Below are 23,133 nucleotides of genomic sequence, written 5' to 3'. Positions count from 1 at the left end.
ACTCGACTTTCAGCGGCCGGACCAGTCCGGCCGTTCCCCGGCCAGGAACGAGCGGACCCCGGTGGCGAAGTCCTCGCTGCCGAACACGGTGGAGACCACGTCCTCGTCCGGCACGAGCAGGCGGCGGCGCATCCGGCGGGCGATCTCCTTGGCCGCCCACTGGGTCAGCGGCGCGCCGCGGCGGAGGTCGGCGACCACCCGGTCCACCGCCTCCTCCAGTTCCTCCGGTGGCACGAGTTCGCTGAGCAGTCCCGCGCGTTCGGCCCCGGCCGCGTCCAGCAACCGCCCGCGCAGCAACAGCTCCAGTGCCGGTCCCGGGCCCGTGTGCTGGACCAGCAGGGAGATCGTGTTGGCGGACAGGCAGTTCCCGAGCGTCCTGGCGATCGGCACGCCGAACCGGGCGCCGGTGTCCGCCACCCGCAGATCGCACGCGGCCGCCAGCGCGAGCCCGGCACCGGTGCACGCCCCGCGCACCACGGCCACGGTCGGTTTGCGCACCGCCTCCAGCCGGTCGACCACCCGCGCGATCGACGCCTCGTAGTCGACCCCGTCCTGGCCGGTGCGGAAGTCGGCGAACTGCCGGATGTCGGTGCCCGCGACGAACGCCTTGTCCCCCGCGCCACGCAGCACCAGCACCCGCACGGCCGGATCGGCGTCCGCCCGTTCGCAGGCGGCGTGCAGCGCCTCGTACATCGCGAAGGTGAGGGCGTTGCGGGAGCCGGGCCGGTTGAACGTCACCGTCAGGACGTCGTCGTCCAGCTCGAGGAGCAGGTCGTCACCGGCATCGGGCACGGCCGGAGGGGCGAACTCGGCGAGCACCTTCTCGGTGTGCTCGCCCAGATCCGGGCCCGCCGTGTCCCGTCGCGCGGGCGTCCGGGAGAACCGCATCGGTGAGCCGACCTGCCGCACCTGCCCGGCGACCGGGTGTTCGGCGTCCCAGAAGAATCCGCGCTGGGTCAAGTGCTCGTCGGTGAACACCTCGCCGTAGTCCGAGATCGGGGCGCACGGCACCCCGGCGGCGTTCAGCGTGGCCACCAGCTCCGCCGTGGTGTACTGCCGGGTCGTCCGCTCGATCTCCGGGATCAGCTCGCCACGCCGCGCCAGCCGCGTGGAACTGCTTTCGTAGCGCGGATCTTCGAGCAGGTCCTCGCGGCCGAGCGCCCGGGTGAACGCGGCCCAGGTGTTCGGCGTGATCGCACCGACGGTGACCCAGCCGTCCGCCGCTTCGACCGCCTGATACGGAGCTTGCGACTGGTGCGCGGTGCCGTGGCGCTCCCCCACCTCGCCGGTGGCGAAGTACCGCCCGGCCTCCCAGACCGCGAGCGAGACCCCGGACTCCAGCAGGGAAACGTCCACGTGCTGGCCTTCACCGGTCCGGTCGCGATGCCGCAGGGCCGCGGTGACGGCGAGCGCCACGTACAGCCCGCAGGTCAGGTCGCAGACCGGCACCCCGACCTTCGCCGGCCCGGCGCCGGGATCGCCGGTGACCGACATCAGGCCCGAGCGCGCCTGCGCCATGATGTCCAGGCCCGGCTGCCCGGCCAGCGGGCCGTCCTGGCCCCAGCCGGACGCCGAGGCGTAGACCAGCCCGGGATTCACCGCGAGCAGTTCGTCCGGGCCGAGGCCCAGCCGCCGCATCGCGCCCGGGCGCAGGTTCTCCACCACCACGTCCGCCGCGGTGGCCAGCCGGACGAACGCCGCGCGGCCCGCCTCGGACTTCAGATCGAGTTCGACGGCTTCCTTGTTCCGGTTCAACCGCAGGAAGGTGCTGCTGACCCCGCCGACGAAGGGCCCGGTCGAGCGCACCGGGTCGGGTGCCTCCCGCGACTCGACCTTGATCACCCTGGCGCCCAGGTCGGCCAGTTGCGCGGTGGCGAACGGCGCCGCCATGAACACCCCGACCTCGAGCACGGTGACGCCGTGCAGCGGCCCGGTCATCGCGCCTGCCCGATCAATTCGACGGGGTGCCAGGCCGTCCGGTTCGAGCCGTGGAAGATCTGCTGGCGGCACGAAACCCCGGTGGCGGCGATGACGGTGTCCTCGGGTTCGGCGGCCAGCGCCGGGAACAGCCGGTCACCGCCGACCGTCATCGACATGCCGTAGTGCTCGGCCTCGAACCCGAACGACCCGGCCATGCCGCAGCACCCGGCGTCCAGTTCGACCACCTCGGCGCCGGGGATGCGGCGCAGCAGTTCGAGGGTCGCCGCGGTGCCCACCTCGGCCTTCTGGTGGCAGTGCCCGTGGTAGAGGATCCGGCGGCCGGCGAGCCAGGAATCCTCGCGCAGCAACAGTCTTCCGTCGTCGATCGCTTCGGTGAGCAGTTCCTCGACCTGCCGCACCCGCCCGGCGACCTCCGCGGCGGGCGCGTCCCCCGGGAACAGCGACAGGTGCTCGTCGCGCAGGGTGAACAGGCACGACGGCTCGCAGCCGACGATCGGGCCGCGCTGCCCGGCGAGCGCGGTGATCAGCTTGCGCGACTTCTGCTTCGCGTCGTCGATGAGTCCCTTGGACAGGCTCGACCGGCCGCAGCAGCCACCGCTGGACAGCCCGACCTCCCAGCCCGCGTGCTCCAGCAGCTGGATCGCGGCCTGGCCGATGCCCGGTTCGGTGTAGGTGGTGAAGGAATCGGCGAGGAAGGTCAGCGGTCCCTGGCCGCCGGTCCCGCCGCTGTCCCGGTTGCCGAACCACCGGACCAGGTTGCGGCGCGCGAACTTCGGCAACGGCCGGGCCGCGGTGATCCCCGCCCGCCGCTCCAGCAGCTTCCGCAGCGGGCCGATCCTGCCGGGCAGGTTGGACAGCGGTGCGGTCGCCGAGCCCAGCCGGTTCAGCGTCCTGATCGCGCCGAAGATCCGCGACCGCAGCGGCACCCCGTGCTGATCGTGTTCGTGCGCCAGGGTTTCCGTCTTCAGCGCGGCCATGTCCACGCCCATCGGGCATTCGCTCTTGCAGGCCTTGCACATCAGGCACAGGTCGAGGATCTCGTGCAGCCGCTCGTCGCCCAGCGCGGCCTTCGGGTCCGGTTCGGACAGTGCCCGCACCAGCGCGTTGGCCCGGCCGCGGGTGGAGTGTTCCTCGTCCTTGGTGGCGATGTAGGACGGGCACATCGCGCCGGGGCTGCTCTTGCGGCACAGCCCGATGTTCATGCACCGGTCGGCGGCGCCACGCATGCCGCCGACCACCTCGAAGTCCAGCCGCGTGCGCAACGCCGGGGCGGGCGGAAGCGAGCTGTCACGCAGGTGGTCGGTCATCGGCGGCGCGTCCACGATCTTGCCGGGGTTGAGCACCCCGTCCGGGTCGAACAGCGCCTTGACCCGCCGCATGGCCTCGTACAGTTCGTCGCCGAAGATCTCGCGGTTGAACTCGGACCGGGCCAGTCCGTCGCCGTGCTCGCTGGAGTTGACGCCGCCGTACTCCGCGACCAGATCCTTGACCTTCTCCGCGACCGCCCGCATGGTCGCCACCTGCGCCGGGTCGGCGAGGTCGACGAACGGGCGGATGTGCAGGCAGCCCACCGAACAGTGGCCGTAGAACCCGGCGGTCAGCCCGTGCTCGTCGAGGATGCCCTTGAACCGCCGCGTGTATTCGGGCAGGTGCTTCGGCTCGACGGCGGTGTCCTCGACGAAGGCCAGCGGGCGCTTGGTGCCCTCGCTCGCCGCCATCAGCAGGCCCAGGCTGGACTTGCGCACCTTGAGCAAGGCGGTCTGCTGAGCCGGAGTGACCGCGCGCAGGGTGTGGTAGCCGTGCGAATTGCGCTGCCACAACGCGCTCAGTTCGTCGAGTTTGGCGACCAGTTCGGCTTCGTCGTCACCGGTGAACGAGACGAACAGCAGCGCGTCCGGATCGCCCTGCAGGATCGAGCCCAGCCCGGCGTACTCGATCTTCTGCCGGGACAGGTCCAGGATGGTCCGGTCCATCAGCTCGACCTGCGCGGGCGAACAGGACAACGCGTCCTCGGTGGCCGCGATCGCGCCCGCGGTGGTGGTGAAGTGGCCGACCGCGTAGACCGTCCGGCGGGGCTTGGGCACCAGATCCACCAGTGCCCCGGTCGTGATGGCCAGCGTGCCTTCCGCGCCCACCACGAACTTCGCCAGGTCGAAGGGCGTGTCCCCGAGCATGCGGTCGAGCCGGTACCCGCAGGCGCGGCGCCAGAACGGCGGGAAGCCGGTTTCGATGGCCTCGCGGTTGTCCCGCACCAGTTCCGGTAGACCGGCGTGAATCCGTCCTTCCAATGTGGACTGACCGGCGCGGCGGGCGTGCTCGACCTCGTCCACCGGCTCGAAGCGGGCCGTCGATCCGTCCGACAGCACCACGTCGAGCGCGCGCACGTGGTCGATCGTCATGCCGAAGGTCAGCGAGCCGCTGCCCGCGGAGTTGTTGCCGATCATGCCGCCGATGGTGGCGCGGTTGCTGGTCGAGGTGTCCGGCCCGAACATCAGCCCGTGTGCCGCCGCGGCCTGGTTGAGCTGGTCCTGCACCACACCCGGCTCGACGAGCGCGGTCCGCGCTACCGGGTCGAGCGCCAGGATCCGGTTCATGTGACGGGAGAAGTCGACCACCACGCCGGGGCCGACGGTCTGCCCGGCGAGGCTGGTGCCCGCGCCCCTCGGCACGATCGGCACGCCCGCGGCCCGCGCCGCCTGGACCACGGCCACCACATCCCCGGTGTGCTTCGGGAACACCACCGCGCGGGGCTTGATCGAGTACATGCTCGCGTCCCGGGAGAACAGGTGCCGGGTGTACTCGTCGACCCGGACCTCGCCTTCGACACCGTCCCGCAGCGCCTCTTCGAGCCCGGCCGTCATCACGACACCGAAAGGCGGTCGAGTGCGGCGTTGATCCCGTCCGGCCGGATCGGCACGCCCGAGAGCGCGAGTCCCATCTGCACGCCGGACAACGTGCCCGCCAGGCTGAGATCGTTGAACGAACCCAGGTGCCCGATCCGGAAGATCCGCCCGGTCAGCTTGCCCAGCCCGGCACCGAGCGACATGTCGAAGCGGTCCAGGATGAGCGCGCGGATCTTGTCCGCGTCGTGGCCTTCGGGCACGAGCACCGCGGTCAGCGCCGCGGAGTGCTCCCGCTCGTCCGCGCACAGCACCTCCAGCCCCCACCCGGCCACCGCCGCACGCGTGGCTTCGGCGTGCCGGATGTGCCGGGCGAAGACGGTGGACAAGCCCTCTTCTTCCAGCAACCGCAACGATTCCCGGAGTCCGTAGAGCAGGTTGGTCGCCGGGGTGTACGGGAAGTAGCCGCGCTCGGCGGCCGCGAGCATCGGCCGCCAGTCCCAAAAGGACCGTGGCAACTTCGCCTTTTCCGACGCTGCGAGGGCTTTGTCGCTGATCGCGTTGAAGCTCAGCCCGGGCGGCAGCATCAGGCCCTTCTGCGACCCGGCGACGGTGACGTCGACACCCCATTCGTCGTGCCGGTAGTCGATCGAGCCGAGCGAGGAGATGGTGTCCACGAGCAGCAACGCCGGGTGGTCCGCGGCGTCGATCGCCGCGCGGATCTCGGCGATCCGGCTGGTGACCCCGGTGGAGGTTTCGTTGTGCACCACGCAAACCGCTTTGATCTCGTGCGCGGTGTCCTGGCCGAGCCGGTCGGCCACCTGCGCCGGATCGACGCCGTGGCGCCAGTCCCCTGGCACGAAGTCGACGCTGAGCCCGAGCTTGCCCGCCATCTCCTGCCACAGCGTGGCGAAGTGCCCGGTTTCGAAGCAGAGCACGCGATCGCCCGGGCTGAGGGTGTTGACCAGCGCGGCTTCCCAGGCGCCGGTGCCCGAGGCCGGGTAGATCACCACCGGCCGCGTGGTGCCGAACACCGGCTTCAGCCCGGCCAGCACCGACCGGCCGAGTTCGCCGAACTCCGGTCCTCTGTGGTCGATGGTCGGCGCGGCCATGGCCCGCAGCACCGAATCGGGCACGTTGGTGGGGCCGGGGATCTGCAGGAAGTGCCTGCCGCCCGCGTAACTCATGGCAGTCCTCTCGCCCGTGTCCGCAATACGGAATCCTGTTACCGCCAGGTGAACTGTAGCCCGCCGCGGCCAGTGGGTCGAGTGGACGGTTCAACCCTTGACGACCTGTGTGACCCCGGCCATACTCGCTCTCAACGGAAGCACGATTCCGTAATGCGGAACCCGACCCGGATGTCATCGCCGACCCTGGGAGTACGCATGTCGGTCCAGCTCGTCATGATCGCCACGCTCGTGGCGGTGTTCCTGATCGCCACCGTGCTCCCGGTGCACATGGGCGCACTCGCCTTCGTCGCCGCGTTCGCGGTGGGCACGCTGGTGCTCGGCGAGTCCAGCGACGACATCGTCGGCGGCTTCCCCGGCGACCTGTTCGTCATCCTGGTCGGGGTGACCTACCTCTTCGCCATCGCCACCAACAACGGCACCATCACCTGGCTGGTGCACCAGGCCGTGCGCGTGGTGCGCGGCCGGATCGCGCTGGTGCCGTGGATGATGTTCCTGGTGACCGGCGCGCTGACCGCGGTCGGCGCGGTGGTGCCCGCGGCGGTCGCGATCATCGCGCCGATCGGCATGGGATTCGCGCTGCGGTACCGGATCAACCCGGCGCTGATGGGCTTGTTCATCATCAACGGCGCCAGCGCGGGCGGCTTCTCGCCGATGAGCATCTTCGGCGGCATCGTCAACGGCGTGGTCACGCGGAACAACCTGCCCGGCAACCCGGTGCTGCTGTTCGTCAGCTCGTTCGCCTTCAACGTGGCGCTGAGCGTGGTGGTGTTCTTCCTCTTCGGCGGGCGGAAACTGCTCGCCCGCGGCCGGGAACCGGTGGCGGAACTGGCCGCGGTCGGCGGCCGGACCGAAGGTGACGGCCCCGCCCCGGCCACCGGCGGCACGGACTCCACCGACGCCGAACCTGACGACTCCGCCAAGCTCACCCTGGACCGCGCCCTCACCCTCGCCGGCCTGCTCGGGCTCACCATCGGCGTGCTGTTCTTCGACCTGGACGTGGGTTTCACCGCGATCAGCGTGGCCGTGCTGCTTTCACTGGTGTCGCCGAAGAGCGCCAAGGGCGCGGTCTCGCAGGTGGCCTGGCCGACCGTGCTGCTGATCTGCGGCATCGTCACCTTCGTCAGCATGATGGAACGGGCCGGCACCATCACCTTCCTCGGCGACCAGGTGGCGGGTATCGGCGTGCCGCTGCTGGCCGCCGCGATCATCTGCCTGATCGGCGCCGCGGTCTCCGCTTTCGCTTCCACCACCGGGATCCTGGGCGCGCTGATCCCGCTCGCCGTGCCGTTCCTGCTGGCCGGGGAGGTGGGCGCGGTCGGCCTGATCATCGCGCTGTCGATCTCGTCCTCGGTGGTCGACTCGAGCCCGTTCTCCACCAGCGGCGCGCTCGTGGTCGCCAACGCCACCGAGGAGACCAGGGAAGAGGTCTTCGGCAAGCTCATGCGCTGGGGCTTCAGCATGGTGCTTCTCGCCCCGGCGGTCAGCTGGCTCGTCTTCGTGGTGTTGTGACGCGATTCTGTCGGTGCCGCGGGTTAGCGTGTGCGGGTGCTGACGACCTTGGCCGTGGAGAACTACCGGTCGCTGCGAGATCTGGTGCTGCCACTGTCCCGGTTGACCGTGGTCACCGGGGCGAACGGCAGCGGTAAGTCCAGTTTGTACCGCGCGCTGCGCCTGCTCGCCGACGCGGCGCGCAATGGTGCCGTGGCAGCGCTGGCACGGGAGGGCGGGCTGCCGTCGACGTTGTGGGCCGGGCCCGAGGTGCACGGCAGAGCGGTCCGCGAGGGTCGCTCGCCGGTGCAGGGCACGCGCCGCGACAAGCCGGTCGGGCTGCGGCTCGGCTTCTCCGGGGACGAATTCGGCTACGCGCTCGATCTCGGCCTGCCCGTGCCCGGCGAGACGGCGTTCAACCTCGATCCGGAGTTCAAGCGCGAAGCCGTCTGGCACGGCCCGGTGCTCCGCACGGCCACGCTGCTCGCCGATCGTGCCGGGCCGATGGTGCGCACGCGTGACCAGACCGGCGCCTGGGCCGAGGACCGGCACCGCATCGGGCTGACCGACAGCATGCTCAGCGAGTTCGCCGATCCCCGCGCCTGCCCCGAACTGCTGGTGGTGCGCGAGCGCATCCGGTCGTGGCGCTTCTACGACCACTTCCGCACCGATGCCGGCGCCCCGGCGCGGCAGCCGCGCATCGGCACGCGGACACCGGTGCTCGACCACGACGGCGGCGACCTCGCCGCCGCGCTGCGGACCATCCAGGAGTCCGGTGATGCCGACGCGCTGGCCACCGCGGTCGACGACGCGTTCCCTGGCTCGGAGCTGACCGTGGCCAGCACCGACGGCCGGTTCGAGTTGCGCTTCCACCAGGACGGCCTGCTGCGCCCGCTCAGCGCCGCCGAGCTGTCCGACGGCACCCTGCGTTACCTGCTCTGGGTGGCCGCGCTGCTCAGCCCGCGGCCGCCGGAACTGCTGGTGCTCAACGAACCCGAGACCAGCCTGCACCCCGAACTGCTGCCCGCGCTGGCCGCGTTGATCGCCACCGCCGCGAAGGAGGCGCAGATCGTGGTCGTCTCGCACGCGCAGCCGCTGGTCCGGGCCTTGGAACAGATCTCCGACGAGGCGGCTCCGCTCGAACTCGAGAAAGAACTCGGTGCCACGATCCTGTCCGGGCAGGGCAGGCTGGACCGCCCGTCCTGGTACTGGCCGAAGCGTTGACGAGAGAAGGAGTCGTGGGACCGCAGGAAGTGAGCGCGCACGCGCTGTCGTTGCCCGCCGCGGTGGAGGATCACCCGTTCAGCCCGGAGATCGACGTCTACAAGATCGAGGGCAGGATCTTCGCCTTGTTGTCCACAATGGACGGCACGCCGTGCGTGTCGCTCAAGTGCGACCCCGAACTCGCCCTGCACCTGCGGCACGAGCACCCGGCGATCAGGCCCGGCTACCACCTGAACAAGCGCCACTGGAACACCGTGCTGCTCGACGGTTCGGTGCCGGACGACGAGGTGCTCGACCTGGTCGACCACTCCTACGAACGCGTGGTCGCCGGGCTCCCGAAGGCGGTGCGCCTACGACTCGGCTGAGGCGTCCAGCCGGCGGAGCACTTCGTCCATCTCGGAAGTGGCCAGCCGCAACAACTCCGCCGCGCTTCGCTTCGCCAGCGCCGGGTCCCCGGCCACGATGGCGTCGGTGACCTCGCGGTAGTGCCCGGCGCGGCCGACTTCGGCGCCGAGCACGTTGGCGAGCGCGTCCAGCGCGGGTTCGTAGGCGGCACGCAGGTTGTTGAACATCAACCGGAACACGATAGAGTCGGCGCCGTCGACCACGTGTCCCCAGAACTCCAGCGCGTGCCGCTGCTGCGAGACCGGGTCGTCGGTATTCGTCAGCGAAGAAATCGCTTCGCGCAGCGGGGTTTCCAGCCGCGCCCCGGCCCGGTCGGCGGCCAGCGCGGCAACCTCCTGCCCCACCGTCAGCCGCGCCTCCATGATGCTGCGGACCACACCCGTGTCCAGCCGTCCCGCCCGGATCAGCAGCCGTGGCAACAGGTCCAGGCCCCCGTGGTGGCGGAAGTCGCGCACCGTGGTGGCGCCGCCCTGGCGCACCTCGACCAGTCCCGTCTGCGCGAGCCGCTGCAACGCCTCGCGGACCGCCGGGCGCGAAACCCCGAGCACCTCGGCGAGCTGGCGCTCGGCGGGCAGGCTGGCGCCGGGGCCGAGCTCGCCGTCGACCACCCCGTCCAGCAGTTGCTGGAACACCTCGTCGGGCACCGAGCGGCGTTCCACCCGTCTGAACGCGGTCATGCGGTCACCTTAGCGGAAGCGAACTGGTCATACCACTTGACCACTGACCACAGCGCGACCTACTTTCGAGGCCCGCCGACGAGGAGGTCGTCATGCCCCGTGCACAGCTGTCCCTTGCCGACGCCGCCCGGGTGTTCCGGACCCGGCCGTCGCCGTGGATGATCGGCACACTGCTGCTCGCCGCGGCCGTCACGCGCGCACTGCTCGGCGATTGGCGATTGAGCGACCTGCTCGTCCCGGCGGTCATGCTCGCGGTGTTCCCGCTGTTCGAATGGGTCGTGCACGTAGGCGTGCTGCACTGGCGGCCGCGCCGGATCGGGCGGCTCACCATCGACTCGCTGCTCGCCCGCAAACACCGCGAGCACCACGGCGATCCGCGTGACGTGCCACTGATCTTCATCCCGTGGCAGACCCTGCTGTGGCTGCTGCCCGCGGTCACCGCGATCGGCCTGTTCGCCTTCCCGCGCCCGGAAACCGGGCTGACCTTCCTGACCTGCCTGGGCCTGCTCGGACTCGGCTACGAATGGACGCACTACCTGGTGCACAGCGACTACCGGCCACGCACCCGGCTTTACCGCGCGATCTGGCGCAACCACCGGCTGCACCACTTCAAGAACGAGCACTACTGGTTCACCGTGACCACCTCGGGCACCGCCGACCGGGTACTCGGCACCTACCCGGACCCGACCGGCGTACCCAACTCGCCCACCACGAAGACCCTGCACGCCGACTCCTGACCCGATCGCCCGTCTTGAGTCATTGCTAGGAGTGGGGCATTACTTGCATTCATTGCTAGTAATGCCCCACTCATAGCATTCGGCCCCGCCCGGTCAGCCTGTCTCGCACGCCTGTGCGATCGCCGCGGTGTCCCGTAGTCCTGCTCGAACAGGTCGAAGCTCGCCCAGGTCCGGCCCATGGCCTCGAAGAACCGCGCCATGCCCTCGTGCCCGCGCCAGGTTCCGCCGTAGGGCAGGGCGTCGGCCTGGCGAAGGACCACGTCTGGGGTGGACGAAGTCGTCATACCGACCACCCTGGCGCGCGGTCATCTCCCGGCGCTGGCGGGAATCCGCCCTCACAGACTTCACGGACTTCGCGCCATCGGCCTATTGACGCCCCGCCAGCTGGGGGTGCCGGAGCTGTGACAGGATGTGCGCGAGTGACTATCCTGGGTGCGTTTCCGATCAGCGGTGAGGAGAGCGATCAGCACATGCCTGCCGAGTCGACCGATACCGAAGTCGTCATCCTGGACGACGGGGTGCCGACCGCCGCCCGCGTCTACGACGTGATGCTCGACGGCAAGGACCACTACGAGATCGACCGCCAGGTCGCGCACGCCAGTCTCGCGGTGATGCCCGAGCTCAAGGAGATCGCGGCGCACAACCGGGCGATGCTGCACCGGGTGGTCACCCACCTGGCCGCCGACCAGGGCATCACCCAGTTCCTCGACCTCGGCTCCGGCCTGCCGACCGCGCGCAACACCCACGAGGTCGCGCAGCAGGTCAACCCGGACGCCAAGGTGGTCTACGTCGACATCGACCCGATCGTGCTGGCGCACGGCCGGGCGCTGCTGCAGGACAACGACAACACCCGCGTGGTGACCGCCGACCTGCGCGAGCCCCGGGAGGTGCTGGCGCACCCCGAGGTCCTCTCGATGATCGACTTCTCGAAGCCGGTCTGCGTGATGCTGGTGGGCATCCTGCACCACCTGCTCGACGAGGAGGACCCGGCGGGCATCGTGCGCACGCTGCGTGACGCGGCCGCCCCCGGCTCGTACTTCTTCATCACCAACTTCACCCGGCTCAGCGATTCCCCGGAGAGCACGGAGCTGGAACAGGTGCTGCTCTCGCAGCTGGGCACCGGCCGCGTGCGCACCCCGGCCGAGCTGGCCGCCTACTTCGACGGCCTCGAACTGCTCCCGCCGGGCATCGTGCCGCTGCCGCTGTGGCGCCCGGAAACCATCGTCACCGACGCCACCACCGTCGGCGTCCGGTTCATGACCGGGGGCGTGGCCCGCAAGAACTGAGGAACTGCTGGACCCGCCAGTGGGGTTCGGCGGGTCCAGCAGCGGGCGCGACCGGAGACCAGTGCCCGGGCTAGGAGGCCTCGGACGCGCTGTCCACCTTATTCACCGACGGCGCGTCCCGCGAGCACGGCTCCGCCTCATCGCGGTTTCCCCAGGTAGACCGCGTGCATCAGCCCGGCGGGCGCGAGCGGAGGTCTGGACCAGCCGGCTCCGGGGTCACTCCCACACCGCGGTCTCCGGGTCGATCCCGTGTGCTTCGGCGTTCGCGAAGATCACCGCACGCAGCCAGCACGCCAGTCCCGGGGTGAAACCGTCGTAGTAGGACCGGAACCCCGGGTCGGTGGCGAACGTGCGGCCCAGGCAGGCGTGCATCGAATGCGTGCAGTCGAAGTACTCCGACTGCATCGCGCGATGCCGTTCCGCCAGCACGTTCGCCGCGTCCGAGCCGGGCGCGACCCCGGCCTGGCAGGCCGCCGCGAGATCGTCGTGCAACTCGTCGGCCGTGGCCACGAGCTCCTTCCAGTCCTCCGGGGTCCGCTCCGCGGCCCGCTCGGCGTACTGTGCCCACTGCGGGCTCTCACCCCACTTCTCCTCGGCGTCCTCCACCCAGGACGGCTGCCAGTGGTCGCCGAAAATCTCCACCTGCTCTTCGGCGGTCAACCGCATGCCGACCTTCGAGGCCGCCATCATCCGGTCCACCGAGCCGACCATCCGCTGCAGCCGCTCGATGCGCTCCACCAGTTCTTCCCGCTGCCGGCGCAGGTGGTCCTGCGCGTCGGTGCGCGGGTCGTCCAGGATGCGGCCGATCTCGGCGAGCGGGAAGCCGATCTCCCGGTAGACCAGCACCCGGTGGATCCGGGCGACGTCGTCCGCCGAGTACACCCGGTACCCGGCCCAGGTCCGCCCGCTCGGCCGCACCAGGCCGATGCCGTCCCAGTGGTGCAGGGTCTTGACGCTGACCCCGACCAGCGCGGCCGCCCGGCCCACGGTCAGGCCGCCGGGGCCGGGCGGGGCGGGATCGATCACCAGCCCAGTGTCGCGCACCGGATACGCGGTACTCATCCGCGGGGGAGGTCGATACCCATTTCCCGCAGGTGGTCGGCCACGGGGCTGTCCGGATCGATCCGGCGGGCGGCGGTCATCACCACGCGGGCGTTCTCCGGGGTGAGCACGGTCAGCTCGACCGAGTTCCACGGCTGCTCCACCGGGGCGGTGGTGCTGCCGGGCCGGAGTTCCTCGCAGCGCGCGGCGATCGGCTCTATCTCGTCGAGCACGCAGGAGAAGCTGGTGCTCATCAGGGTGGGTTCGGGCATCGGCTCCCCTGGCACCAGGAGAACGTCCTGGAAGGCCCACCGCCGCAGGTGGACCACCTGGTTCTCCGGGGCGGAGAAGAGGTCGATGAAGCCGAGGCCGCGGATCCAGAAATCCTTGGACTCCTCGACGTCGGCGGTGGGCAGGATGACGAACATCGGCATGCCGTAGAACTCCCGATAGGGCTCGGGCGCGGTCACGCCGGGGCCGGGCATCGGGACGGGGCTCTTGAACTCGCTCATGCCGATCACCCTCAAGGCTCCTGCAGGGTCAGGGTCAAGCCGGAATGCGACCATGGGGCATGCGCCACACCATCCGCGCCTTCGAGCCCGGCGACCAGGACGCGGTGACCGCACTGGCCCTGCGTGCGTGGGCGCCGGTCTTCGCCTCGCTCGAGCAGGCGCTCGGCAGCCTGTTCGCGGTGATGCACCAGGACTGGCGGGCAGACCAGCGGCAGGCGGTGGAAGCGGCCTGCCAGGACGAGAACCTCACCGTCTGGGTCGCCGAGGCCGACTCGTCCGTCTCCGGTTTCGCCGCTGCCCGGCTCGACCACGACGAACGGATCGGCGAGATCCACATGATCGCCGTCGACCCGGACCACCAGCGGGCGGGCGTCGCCTCCGCGCTCACCGAACACGCCGTGCGGTGGTTCACCGGACACGGCATGACGCTGGCCATGGTGGAGACCGGCGGCGACCCCGGCCACGCCCCGGCCCGCCGCACCTACGAGCGCAACGGCTTCACGCCACTGCCGATCGCCCGGTACTTCCGGGAGCTCTGAGCGCCACCGCGCTAGAGTCGCCGCCCGTGGAACCGATGATCGCGATCCCGCCGGGCCGGGTGACCCTGGCCGACCGCCGGACCCAGCGCAGCTGGCCGGTGGCGCTGGAGGCCTACCGCATTTCGGCGGTCCCGGTCACGCAGGAGCTGTACGCGGCGGTGACCGGGAAGCGGCCGAGCGCCGCCACCGGTGACCGGCTGCCGGTGGAGAGCGTGTCGTGGCTGGACGCGGTCGGGTTCTGCAACGCGTTGTCCGGACGCGAGGGACTGACCCCGGCCTACCGCCTCGAAGCGGACGCCGAGGACGTCGAGTGGGACACCGCCGCCGACGGCTACCGCCTGCCCACCGAGGCCGAGTGGGAGCACGCCTGCCGCGCGGGCAGCACCGAGGCGCGGTACGGCCCGATCGATCAGATCGCCTGGTACCGCGGCAATTCCGGGGAACGCGTGCACGAGGTCGGCGGCAAGCGCCCGAACGCCTGGGGGCTCCACGACACGCTCGGCAACGTGTGGGAGTGGTGCTGGGACGTCTACGACGCGGAGGTCTACGGCACCTACCGGGTGCTCCGCGGCGGCGGCTGGTTCGACGAGCACTGGAGCTGCCGCGCCTCGGTCCGGCGCCGCAGCCACCCGACCTTCACCGTCGACGACGTCGGCTTCCGGCTCGCGCGGTCCCAGACTTTGTGAGCGCTCACACCTGACCGGCGGATTGCGGCCCCGGCCCGGCCGGCACCAGGCTGAAAGCGCTTTCCACCTGCCCGATCGACAGAGAGGTCGAGTCATGGCAACGGACAGACGCCGCTTCCTCATCGCCGGTTCCGCCGGTCTGCTCGGCGTGGCGGCCGGCGGTCTCCGCCCGGCCGCGGCCGCCACCTGGGAAACCGTGCTCAGCGGCAGCTTCTCCGGGTATCCGGCACTGGAATCGGCGTGGCACTACAGGTACCCGTGGGGTTCGGACCACAACGGCACCGCCCGGATGTACGGCAGCGCGTCCGACCACAACCACGTGTACCTCGAGGGTTCCGGCGTGCTGGTGCTCAAGGCGAGCCGGATCAACTGGGACGAGGGCACCAGCAGCAAGGACCCGTACCTGCCGATCCACTACCACTCCGGGACGCTGCACGCGAAGCAGCAGGTGGTCGTCAGCGACCAGTTCCCGCAGTGGGAGGTCCGTGGCGAGTTCCAGGCGCCGTCGGCCCGCGGCACCTGGCCCGCGTTCTGGCTGACCGGCGCCACCAGCTGGCCGCCGGAGAGCGACATCCTCGAATACAAGGGCGACGCGCGGAACTGGTTCAACACCTACAAGAACGCCAGCGGCGGCTGGTCCAGCACGGTCGTCAACGTGAGCAACCCGGGCTCATGGCACGGTTATCGCGCGTGGATCGCGAAGGTCAGCGCCACCGACGCCGATATCCACTACTACCTCGACGGCAACTGGGTCGGCCAGCACCGCGCCGCGAACTTCGTGAACAAGCCGATGTGGCTCATCCTGAACCTGCAGATGGAAGGTTCGTCCGGGTCGCCGGGGCCGTCCGGCGACACCTACTACCGGGCGCGCAACGTCTACGTCGGCCGCTCGCGCGCCTGATCACTCGCAGGCGATGCCGTCCTTGTCGCGGTCGAGCTTCAAGCTGTACCCCGGGTCGCCCGCGCTGAGCGGGGCGGCCCCGGCGGCACGGGCGGCGTCGCAGTTCTTGTAGTAGGCGGCGGCCGGTTCGGGCGCTTCGACCGGGGCCGTGGTCTTGGGCGGGGCGGCCTGCTTGGTCGGCGCGGGTGCGGGTGCGGGGGCGGGCTGCGGCACGGCGGCCTGCTTCGGCGCGCTGGTGATCACCCCGCCGCACGGCTGCGCCCACAACCCGAGCCCGGCGGCCTTGGCCGCCGCTTCGGCCGTCCGGAGCCCGGCCGCCGCCGTGCCGAGCGCGGCGTCGGCGGCGAACTTCGCCCGGCCGGTCTGCAGCGTCTGGGTCACGTAGTCGGTGCCGTCCGCAAGCACCAGGGACACTACGGTCCGCTGGACTTCGTCGACCACGGCCGTCACTTCCTTGCCGGAGAGCGCCAGGTTGGCCCACTGGTAGGCCTCGTCGCGGAAGCAGCTGTCGCCGGTCGGCGGCGGGGTCTCGATGCCGAGGATGCGCGCCGAGATCGTCCCGGCGGGTCCGGTCAGCTCGACGGTGTCGCCGTCCTCGACGCCGGCGACGACGTACTCGGCGGGCTGCGGCACTTTGCTCGCCGGCGTGGACGTGGTGGTCGTCGGCGCGGCGGCCGGTGGCGCCGGCTTCTCGGGTGCGGATTCCCCGAAGATGAGCGCGAGGACGAACAACACGGCGAAGACCGAAAGCGTGATCTTGAGCCATTTCGGCATGCGCTTCATCGGCGACTGGGGCAGGCCGGGTTTCGTGGTGCTCATGGCGATCGTTCCTCGCGTCCGGGGCGCTGTTCTTACGCTCGGTTACCTCGTCCGGCGACTACCGATTGTTACGCCCGGGCGCGATCCTGGCTGCTTGTTCACCCTTTCGGCGCTAGCTTGCTCGATTTTCTGCACTCAGTACCGGTTTCTCACGCGAACGGGTGAGAGGCACATTCCCGGTGTCACATTCGGCCGCACCACCCGACCTCACACACAAGGGGAAAAGGTGGTGGCCACGATGTCGGACCTGGTCAAGCCGATCGATCCGCCGCGCTCGGGCCACTTCGCGAAAGCCGGGGTCGCCTGGCCGCACGACGCCCGCACCTGGACGGCCTGGGCGACGATGTGCATCGGGCTGTGCCTGATGTTCCTGACGGTCGTCGCTCTCTTCGGAGGTGCTTCGGCGGCGTTCGGCTTCGTGTTCGGCTCGGTGGGGGCCGGGGCGCTGGTGCACGGCTGGCGCAGCGGCGGTCCTCATTCCACTGTGGACTGAAATACGCGCGCGCCACGAAGCGTACGCGGCAATTCCCCCGATGCGAATGCCGTCCCGGGACGTGGACGGGCGATGGACCACTTTCTCCCGCCGTGCTTAAACTCCGCACATGTCCATGCACCGGTGGCGGTTCACCCGGCGGCGCCATCTCGATTTCGCGCACATCGCCGGACAGGGTTGTCCGCGCTGAGCGGTCCGGCGACACCTCACAGAACCCTTCCACCCCGGGGAGCTTTCGCATGCCCACCGAACACCCCCTCGACGAACCACTGCGGTTCGCCTACTGGGTGCCCAACGTCAGCGGCGGCCTGGTGACGAGCAAGATCGAGCAGCGCACCGACTGGAGCTACGACTACAACCGCCGTCTCGCCGTGCTCGCCGAGCACAACGGCTTCGACTACGCCCTTTCCCAGGTCCGCTACATGGCCAGCTACGGCGCCGCCTACCAGCAGGAGTCCACCAGTTTCAGCCTCGCGCTGCTGCTGGCCACCGAACGGCTGAAGGTCATCGCCGCGGTCCACCCCGGCCTGTGGCACCCGGCCGTGCTGGCCAAGCTGATCGCCACCGCCGACCACCTTTCCGGCGGCCGCGCCGCGGTCAACGTGGTCAGCGGCTGGTTCAAAGGCGAATTCACCGCACTCGGCGAGCACTGGCTCGAACACGACGAGCGGTACCGCCGCTCGGAAGAATTCATCCGGGTGCTCCGCGCCGCCTGGACCGAGGAGCACGCCGAATTCGCCGGTGACTTCTACCGCCTGCGCGGTTACGACCTCAAACCGAAACCGGTGGACGTGCCCGGCCGCACCCACCCCGAAATCTTCCAGGGCGGCAATTCCACCGCCGCCAGGGCGATGGCCGGCCGCGTTTCGGACTGGTACTTCAGCAACGGCAAGGATTTCGACGGGATCAGCGAACAGATAGCCGAAGTCGGCCAGACCGCACAGGCGCACGACCGGACTGTCCGATTCGGACTGAACGCCTTCCTCATCGCCCGCGAGACCGAGGCCGAGGCGCGCGACACCCTGCGCGAGATCGTCGCCAAGGCCGACGTCGAGGCGGTGCACGGCTTCCGCGACGCGGTCCGCCAGGCCGGAAGCTCCACTTCGGACAAACGCGGGATGTGGTCGGACTCGGAGTTCGACGACCTGGTGCAGTACAACGACGGCTTCCGCAGCAAGCTGATCGGCACCCCGGAGCAGATCGCCCACCGCATCGTCGAGTACAAGCGGCGCGGGGTGAACCTGCTCCTGCTCGGTTTCCTGCACTACCTCGAAGAGGTCGAATACTTCGGCACGCACGTGCTGCCCATCGTCCGCGAGCTGGAGGCCGGCCTGGTCCCCGGCGCGGGCACCCCGGAACCCGTGGGAGGACTCCGATGACCACCACCGAACACAGCGTCGACTGGGCCGCGCGGCCCGCACCGGCCGACTCCGCCGGCTGGGTGGCCCGCGCGAGCGAGGTCGCCACCATCCTGGCCGCCGACGCGGTGGCACGTGAGCGGGCGGGCCGCACCCCGCACGCCGAGGTGCGACTGCTCAAGGACGCCGGGCTGGTCACCCTGCTGGGCCCGGCCGAGCACGGCGGTGGCGGGCAGGACTGGACCACGGCCTACCGGGTGATCCGCGAGGTGGCCACCGGCGACGGCTCGATCGGCCAGCTCATCGGCTACCACTACCTGTGGGCGTGGGCCGCGCGCCTGGTCGCCACCCCGGAGCAGATCGCCGCGGTCGAAGAGCAGGCGACCCGCGAACGCTGGTTCTTCGGCGGCGCGGTCAACCCGCGCGACAACGACCTCACCATCACCGACGAGGGCGACGAACTCGTCTTCGACGGCCGCAAGTCCTTCTCCACCGGCAGCAAGGTCTCCGACGTGACCGTGCTGGAGGGCGTGCTCACCGGCACGGACAAGCACATCTTCGCGATCGTGCCGTCCGCGCAGGAGGGCATCGTCTTCAACGACGACTGGGACAACCTCGGGCAGCAGCTCACCGAGAGCGGCAGCGTCGAGATCCGGGGCGTGCGGGTGCCGTGGGCGCAGGCGGCCGGGTACGTGGGCAAGCAGTTCCAGCCACGCACCTACAACACCCTCAACGTGCCGCTGATCCAGCTGGTGTTCACCAACTTCTACCTCGGCATCGCCCGCGGCGCGCTGACCACGGCGACCGCCTACACCCGCGAGCGCACCCGGCCGTGGCCCTACGGCGGTGACAACAAGGACTCGGCCACCGAGGAGTTCTACATCCTGGAGACCTACGGCGATCTGCAGGCCAAGCTGTGGGCCGCCGAAGCGCTCGCGGAACGCGCCGCCGCCTCGATCGAGGCGATCAACGCGCACGCGGATTCGGTCACCGAACGCGAACGAGGCGAGGCGGCGGTGGTGATCGCCGCGGCCAAGCAGCGGGCGATCGACACCGGCCTGGAGATCGGGAGCCGCGTGTTCGAGGTGACCGGGGCCAGGGCCAGCGCGAACTCGGTCGGGCTGGACATCTTCTGGCGCAACATCCGCACGCACAGCCTGCACGACCCGGTGGCCTACAAACGCGCCGAGGTCGGGCGGTACGCGCTGCTCGGCGAACTGCCCGAGCCGACCTGGTACACCTGAGCGAAGCCGCGGAGGTCCGTCATGTCGTCGATTCTCGTGCTCTCCGGCAGTCCGTCGGCGGTCTCGCGCACCGCCGCGCTGGCCGATCACCTGGCCGGCCGGCTGCGTGCCCACGGGCACACCGTCGGCGCGGTCCGGGTCCGCGACCTGCCCGCCGAACCGCTGGTCCGCGCGGATCCGGCGCACCCGGAGATCGCCAGCGTGGTCGAGGCGATCGCCGCGGCGGACGGCGTGGTGGTCGCCTCGCCGGTGTACAAGGCGGCGTACAGCGGGGTGCTCAAGCTGCTGCTCGACCTGCTCCCGCAGTTCGCGCTCGCGGGCAAGGTGGTGCTGCCGGTGGTCACCGGCGGCACCACCGCGCACGTGCTCGCGATCGACTACGCCCTGCGCCCGGTGCTGTCCTCCCTCGGCGCGGACCACATCGTGCCCGGCTGGTTCGTGCTGGACCAGCACCTCGAGCAAGCCCCCGAAGGGCTGCGCGTGCACCAGGGCACCGCCGCCGAGCTGTACCGGGTGGTCGATGCGTTCTCCGGCGCGGTTGCCGCCCGCCGCCCCCTGGTACCCACGTCGTGACGGGGACCTGAGGGACACGAATGTGGCTTTGGGGGCCGATTCCGCCCCCAAAGCCACATTCGTGTCGCCGCTACGGCCGGCGGGTCAGCCCAGCGGCTCGATCCACAGGTTCCGGAAACGCGGGTTCTCCCCCGCGTCCCCGTGGTCCTGCAGGTAGACGGCTTCCGGTGTCGGGCCCTCCGGCAGGCTGGCGGACCCGGTCACCCCGTCGATCTCGACGTCGTTGTGCACCACGACCCCGTTCCACACCACCGTCACCCGCGCGTTGGCGATCTTCTTGCCCGCGCCGTCGAACCGCGCGGCGCGGAAGGTGATGTCGTAGGTCTGCCAGGTGCCCGGTGCCGCCGCCGGGTTGCTGTCCGGCGCCCGCTTCGAGTAGATCGAACCGGCTTCGTCGGCGGCCAGGGTCGTGTCCCCGTAGGAGTCGAGCACCTGCACCTCGTACCGCTCCTGCAGGAACACCCCGCTGTTGCCGCGTGCCTGCCCGGTCACGTTCGACGGGTACTGCGGCTCCAGCCATTCCGCGTGCAGCTTGAAGTCGCCGAACTTCTGCTTGGTGCGGATGTCACCGCCGAGCGACTCCATCGAGCCGCCGGAGACCGGCCAGGTGGCCGCGCCACCGGACCGCTTCTCCCACGAGTCCAGATTGGACCCGTTGAACAGCGCCACGCGCTGCACCGGGGTGAGGCTGAGCTTGTCGAGGTTGACGTTGCCGTCGTCCCCGCTGTCGAACTTGTAGGTCACCGTGTTGTTCCCGGCCCGCAGCCCGAGTGCCTCGGTGTGCGTCACCCAGGTGTCCCAGTTGGCCGTGCTCGCCAGCCGGGTCTGCCGCACCTTCGTCCCGTTGACGTAGACGCTCACGGTTTTGCTGCCGGTAAACGGATCCGGGCCGTTCGAGTACCGCAGCCCGAGGTTGTAGTCACCCGCCGACGGCACGTTCACGGTGAACGCGGCGGCCGCGCCCGAGTTCCAGAAGCCGTCCACGAAACCGGTGCCCGAGTAGCCGGGGTGGTTGGTGTTGACCCCCGCGCCACCGCTCAGCCCGGCCGTTTCCGCCTCATACTCGGTCGCCTGTGCGGTGCCGACGAGCGAGTTCAGCGTGTACCAGGCTTCGGTGCTCCACAGCGACGCGCCGGATTCCGCCGCGAACGGACGCGGCGAACGGACGTGCACCACGTGACCCGCCTTGAGGCCCGGCATCTGCAGCGTGACCTTCTTGCGGTCGGCCGAAAGCGAGGCCGACGAGACCTGGACCGTCTGCTCGTCGATCTTCGGGCCGCCGTAGTCCGCGGTCGGCACGTAGCGCCACTGCGACGCCTGGTACTTCGCCGCGAGCCCCTGCGCCGTCTCGTTCGACAGCGGCTGCGTGTACTCCAGCTCGAACCCGCCCTCGACCGCGCGCATGGCGAGGATGTCGAAAGCACCGGTACCGCTGGGCGTCAGCTTCTGCAGGCCGTGGCTCAGCTTGCCCGGCTGGCCCCAGTTGCCGCCCGCGCCGATGCCACCGGTGTAGATGGCGCCGTCCGGGCCGAGGCTGATCCGGCTCACCCCGGCTTCGAGCCCCTGGGTCATGCGGAAGACCGCGCCCTGGTACTCGCCGTTGACCTTCTCCAGGTAGGCGCGCTGGATGCCGCCGTAGGTCACGTCGCCGAACACCAGCTGTCCCGCGAACGGGCCGCTCGGCAGCTGGATCGGGTTGCTCGGCGAGTTGGCGATCTCGTTCTGCGGCAGCCACAACGCCGGCGCGGTCACCGCGCGGTTGTCGAACGGGCCGTCGGGGTTCATGTAGTGGTTGAAGAACCGGTCCTGCTTGACGTGCACCAGCTTCGACGAGGGCAGCCAGCCGCCCTGGTTGTCGGTCACGAACACGTCGCCTTCGGGGCCCCAGCCGATGCCGTGCGGGGTGCGCAGCCCACCGGCCACATAGGACACCTGGCCGGTCGCCTTGCTCACCTTGATCGTGGTGCCGCGGTTCGGCGCGGGCTGCGGGTCGGTGGTGGCGCCGCCGTAGTTGATCGACACCGAGAGGTTCAGGTAGAAGAACCCGTCCCGGTAGAGCAGGCCGAAGGCGAACTCGTGGAAGTTGCCGCCGAACGGCCAGGTCGCCACCGTGCGGTAGTCGTCGGTCACGCCGTCGCCGTTGGTGTCGTTCAGCTCGGTCAGCCCGGTCTTCTCCGAGACGTAGAGCTTGCCGTCGACGTACTTGAGCCCCATCGGCTCCTTGAGCCCTTCGGCGATCTTCTGCGTGCGCACCTTCGACGGGTCGGTGGTGCCGGAGACACCGCTGAGCAGGTGGACCTCGCCGAGCTCGTTGTCGGTGCCGCCCCAGGTGGCGATGGCGAGCCTGCCGTCCGGCAGCCAGTCCATCGCGCTGACCTGCGGCTCGAACCCGTTGGGGCGCAGGTTGGTCAGGGTGAAGTTCGGGTGCACCCCGGTCAGCGGCACGCCGTCGCCGGGGCTGTCCCCGCTCGCTTCGCAGTCCTTGCGCCCGGGCGCGGTCACCCTGACCACGTCGGCGTCGGTGCTCAGCACGGAGTTCGGGACCACGCTGAAGCCGGACGCGCCCGGCGGCTGCCATTCGAGGCGGACCACCTGGTCGACGGTGGCGTCGAAGTGGTCGATGCGCAGGGCGTGGTAGCCGGCGGTCAGCTGCGCCGAGCCGTCCTTGGCGGTCGGCGAGTGCAGGCCGTCGTGGTTGATGACCACGTTGTCATCGATGCGCAGCCGGGAGCCGTCGTCGCTGGTCAGCCGGAAGTTGTAGGTGCCGGCGGTGGCCACGTTGAGGTTCGCGGTCACCTCGGAGACGAAGTTGTCGCCGATGCCGAAGTCGTCGGTGGTCGAGAAGTCGATCACCGGCATCAGCTTGTCGATGTTGGGCGTCTGGCCCGCCTTGAGCGTGCACAGCTTGTCCAGCCCGACTTGGACGTCGTAGACGCGCAGGGTCACCCCTGGTTCCTGGGGTGGTATCTGGGCCGCCGCCGGTCCGGGCACCAGCAAGGGCCCCGAACCGGCGACGAGCAACGCGGCGAACAGCACTGGAAGACGCATGTTCTCTCTTTCCAGGGGGACCGGATTTGTTACTCAGGTCACAAGACAGTAGAGAGAACTTTCGCCACAAGTCAACGAAAGTATGCACTGAACCAGTGAAAGTGCACCGAACGGCCGCGCTGGGCTGGGCT

Annotated in this window: 20 protein-coding genes; 12 read left to right on the top strand and 8 right to left on the bottom strand. The window is 70.2% G+C overall.

All coding sequences use genetic code 11. From position 1 onward, the window contains the following. Window positions 1-9: 9 nt before the first annotated feature. The 3 genes from JOM49_RS24035 to JOM49_RS24025 are packed head-to-tail and all read right to left on the bottom strand — an operon-like array spanning window position 10 to window position 5,968. On the bottom strand, window positions 10-1,938 hold the full coding sequence (locus tag JOM49_RS24035; protein WP_209666496.1) for an enoyl-CoA hydratase: 1,929 nt from the start codon (window positions 1,936-1,938) through the stop codon (window positions 10-12). Next, a complete protein-coding gene (locus JOM49_RS24030; RefSeq protein ID WP_209666495.1) occupies window positions 1,935-4,802 on the bottom strand; it encodes an FAD-binding and (Fe-S)-binding domain-containing protein in 2,868 nt (955 codons plus the stop codon). Before JOM49_RS24030 ends, JOM49_RS24035 begins: the two co-directional genes overlap by 4 nt. Continuing rightward, complete coding sequence (locus JOM49_RS24025; RefSeq protein WP_209666494.1) at window positions 4,802-5,968, bottom strand: pyridoxal-phosphate-dependent aminotransferase family protein; 1,167 nt, start codon at window positions 5,966-5,968, stop codon at window positions 4,802-4,804. The genes JOM49_RS24030 and JOM49_RS24025 overlap by 1 nt, the downstream gene beginning before the upstream one ends. Window positions 5,969-6,166: 198 nt before the next feature. Here JOM49_RS24025 and JOM49_RS24020 point away from each other — a divergent pair, with 198 nt between their 5' ends. From JOM49_RS24020 to JOM49_RS24010, 3 genes are read left to right on the top strand one after another with little or no spacing between them, the layout of a single operon-like run. Further along, window positions 6,167-7,480, top strand: a complete 1,314-nt coding sequence (locus JOM49_RS24020; protein ID WP_209666493.1) for an SLC13 family permease — start codon at window positions 6,167-6,169, stop codon at window positions 7,478-7,480. A gap of 36 nt (window positions 7,481-7,516) precedes the next feature. Then, window positions 7,517-8,683, top strand: coding sequence for an AAA family ATPase (locus JOM49_RS24015; protein WP_209666492.1), 1,167 nt, complete (start codon window positions 7,517-7,519; stop codon window positions 8,681-8,683). A 14-nt stretch (window positions 8,684-8,697) separates the two neighbouring features. Then, entirely contained in the window at window positions 8,698-9,048 is a 351-nt protein-coding gene (locus tag JOM49_RS24010; protein WP_209666491.1) for an MmcQ/YjbR family DNA-binding protein, read from the top strand. Here JOM49_RS24010 and JOM49_RS24005 read toward each other — a convergent pair. Next, window positions 9,034-9,765, bottom strand: coding sequence for a FadR/GntR family transcriptional regulator (locus JOM49_RS24005; RefSeq protein WP_209666490.1), 732 nt, complete (start codon window positions 9,763-9,765; stop codon window positions 9,034-9,036). The genes JOM49_RS24010 and JOM49_RS24005 overlap by 15 nt on opposite strands. A gap of 92 nt (window positions 9,766-9,857) precedes the next feature. Here JOM49_RS24005 and JOM49_RS24000 point away from each other — a divergent pair, with 92 nt between their 5' ends. Next, a complete protein-coding gene (locus JOM49_RS24000; protein ID WP_209666489.1) occupies window positions 9,858-10,502 on the top strand; it encodes a sterol desaturase family protein in 645 nt (214 codons plus the stop codon). A 470-nt stretch (window positions 10,503-10,972) separates the two neighbouring features. Further along, the gene (locus JOM49_RS23995) at window positions 10,973-11,788 is read left to right on the top strand and encodes an SAM-dependent methyltransferase (protein ID WP_209666488.1); all 816 of its coding nucleotides are present in this window, start codon (window positions 10,973-10,975) and stop codon (window positions 11,786-11,788) included. A gap of 216 nt (window positions 11,789-12,004) precedes the next feature. Here JOM49_RS23995 and JOM49_RS23990 read toward each other — a convergent pair whose 3' ends face one another. Both JOM49_RS23990 and JOM49_RS23985 read right to left on the bottom strand, forming a co-directional pair. After that, on the bottom strand, window positions 12,005-12,814 hold the full coding sequence (locus JOM49_RS23990; protein ID WP_308158848.1) for a MerR family transcriptional regulator: 810 nt from the start codon (window positions 12,812-12,814) through the stop codon (window positions 12,005-12,007). Between the two features lie 32 nt (window positions 12,815-12,846). Then, window positions 12,847-13,341, bottom strand: a complete 495-nt coding sequence (locus JOM49_RS23985; RefSeq protein WP_209666486.1) for a VOC family protein — start codon at window positions 13,339-13,341, stop codon at window positions 12,847-12,849. A 59-nt stretch (window positions 13,342-13,400) separates the two neighbouring features. Between JOM49_RS23985 and JOM49_RS23980 the strand changes: the two genes are divergently transcribed. From JOM49_RS23980 to JOM49_RS23970, 3 genes are all read left to right on the top strand, one after another. Then, window positions 13,401-13,880 (top strand): GNAT family N-acetyltransferase, encoded by a 480-nt coding sequence (locus JOM49_RS23980; RefSeq protein ID WP_209666485.1) that lies wholly within the window; start codon window positions 13,401-13,403, stop codon window positions 13,878-13,880. A gap of 35 nt (window positions 13,881-13,915) precedes the next feature. Continuing rightward, entirely contained in the window at window positions 13,916-14,566 is a 651-nt protein-coding gene (locus tag JOM49_RS23975) for a formylglycine-generating enzyme family protein (protein ID WP_209671531.1), read from the top strand. Window positions 14,567-14,660: 94 nt separating this feature from the next. Beyond that, a complete protein-coding gene (locus JOM49_RS23970) occupies window positions 14,661-15,467 on the top strand; it encodes a glycoside hydrolase family 16 protein (RefSeq protein WP_209666484.1) in 807 nt (268 codons plus the stop codon). Here the strand turns inward: JOM49_RS23970 and JOM49_RS23965 are convergent, their stop codons facing one another. After that, window positions 15,468-16,286, bottom strand: a complete 819-nt coding sequence (locus tag JOM49_RS23965; RefSeq protein ID WP_245369449.1) for an excalibur calcium-binding domain-containing protein — start codon at window positions 16,284-16,286, stop codon at window positions 15,468-15,470. Between the two features lie 229 nt (window positions 16,287-16,515). On the opposite strand from JOM49_RS23965, the gene JOM49_RS23960 reads away from it, so the two are divergent. From JOM49_RS23960 to ssuE, 4 genes are all read left to right on the top strand, one after another. Next, the gene (locus JOM49_RS23960) at window positions 16,516-16,779 is read left to right on the top strand and encodes a hypothetical protein (protein ID WP_209666483.1); all 264 of its coding nucleotides are present in this window, start codon (window positions 16,516-16,518) and stop codon (window positions 16,777-16,779) included. Between the two features lie 239 nt (window positions 16,780-17,018). Beyond that, window positions 17,019-18,158 (top strand): dimethylsulfone monooxygenase SfnG, encoded by a 1,140-nt coding sequence (sfnG, locus tag JOM49_RS23955; protein ID WP_209666482.1) that lies wholly within the window; start codon window positions 17,019-17,021, stop codon window positions 18,156-18,158. Next, window positions 18,155-19,381 carry an acyl-CoA dehydrogenase family protein gene (locus JOM49_RS23950; protein WP_209666481.1) on the top strand — a complete coding sequence of 409 codons (1,227 nt, stop codon included), beginning with the start codon at window positions 18,155-18,157 and terminating at the stop codon, window positions 19,379-19,381. The genes sfnG and JOM49_RS23950 overlap by 4 nt, the downstream gene beginning before the upstream one ends. Window positions 19,382-19,402: 21 nt before the next feature. Continuing rightward, entirely contained in the window at window positions 19,403-19,954 is a 552-nt protein-coding gene (ssuE, locus tag JOM49_RS23945; protein WP_209666480.1) for an NADPH-dependent FMN reductase, read from the top strand. Between the two features lie 84 nt (window positions 19,955-20,038). Here ssuE and JOM49_RS23940 read toward each other — a convergent pair whose 3' ends face one another. After that, window positions 20,039-23,002, bottom strand: coding sequence for a 3-keto-alpha-glucoside-1,2-lyase-like domain-containing protein (locus tag JOM49_RS23940; protein WP_209666479.1), 2,964 nt, complete (start codon window positions 23,000-23,002; stop codon window positions 20,039-20,041). Window positions 23,003-23,133 lie beyond the last annotated feature (131 nt).

Source organism: Amycolatopsis magusensis (genome assembly GCF_017875555.1).
Lineage (GTDB): Bacteria > Actinomycetota > Actinomycetes > Mycobacteriales > Pseudonocardiaceae > Amycolatopsis > Amycolatopsis magusensis.
This window is presented reverse-complemented; position numbering and strand designations above follow the sequence as displayed.

Bases quoted from the DNA above. Each gene is read 5' to 3' on its own strand.
- JOM49_RS24035 (WP_209666496.1), bottom strand. From the start codon at position 1,938: ATGACCGGGCCGCTGCACGGCGTCACCGTGCTCGAGGTCGGGGTGTTC.
- JOM49_RS24030 (WP_209666495.1), bottom strand. From the start codon at position 4,802: ATGACGGCCGGGCTCGAAGAGGCGCTGCGGGACGGTGTCGAAGGCGAG.
- JOM49_RS24025 (WP_209666494.1), bottom strand. From the start codon at position 5,968: ATGAGTTACGCGGGCGGCAGGCACTTCCTGCAGATCCCCGGCCCCACC.
- JOM49_RS24020 (WP_209666493.1), top strand. From the start codon at position 6,167: ATGTCGGTCCAGCTCGTCATGATCGCCACGCTCGTGGCGGTGTTCCTG.
- JOM49_RS24005 (WP_209666490.1), bottom strand. From the start codon at position 9,765: ATGACCGCGTTCAGACGGGTGGAACGCCGCTCGGTGCCCGACGAGGTG.
- JOM49_RS24000 (WP_209666489.1), top strand. From the start codon at position 9,858: ATGCCCCGTGCACAGCTGTCCCTTGCCGACGCCGCCCGGGTGTTCCGG.
- JOM49_RS23995 (WP_209666488.1), top strand. From the start codon at position 10,973: ATGCCTGCCGAGTCGACCGATACCGAAGTCGTCATCCTGGACGACGGG.
- JOM49_RS23985 (WP_209666486.1), bottom strand. From the start codon at position 13,341: ATGAGCGAGTTCAAGAGCCCCGTCCCGATGCCCGGCCCCGGCGTGACC.
- JOM49_RS23980 (WP_209666485.1), top strand. From the start codon at position 13,401: ATGCGCCACACCATCCGCGCCTTCGAGCCCGGCGACCAGGACGCGGTG.
- JOM49_RS23975 (WP_209671531.1), top strand. From the start codon at position 13,916: ATGATCGCGATCCCGCCGGGCCGGGTGACCCTGGCCGACCGCCGGACC.
- JOM49_RS23970 (WP_209666484.1), top strand. From the start codon at position 14,661: ATGGCAACGGACAGACGCCGCTTCCTCATCGCCGGTTCCGCCGGTCTG.
- JOM49_RS23965 (WP_245369449.1), bottom strand. From the start codon at position 16,286: ATGAGCACCACGAAACCCGGCCTGCCCCAGTCGCCGATGAAGCGCATG.
- sfnG (WP_209666482.1), top strand. From the start codon at position 17,019: ATGCCCACCGAACACCCCCTCGACGAACCACTGCGGTTCGCCTACTGG.
- JOM49_RS23950 (WP_209666481.1), top strand. From the start codon at position 18,155: ATGACCACCACCGAACACAGCGTCGACTGGGCCGCGCGGCCCGCACCG.
- ssuE (WP_209666480.1), top strand. From the start codon at position 19,403: ATGTCGTCGATTCTCGTGCTCTCCGGCAGTCCGTCGGCGGTCTCGCGC.
- JOM49_RS23940 (WP_209666479.1), bottom strand. From the start codon at position 23,002: ATGCGTCTTCCAGTGCTGTTCGCCGCGTTGCTCGTCGCCGGTTCGGGG.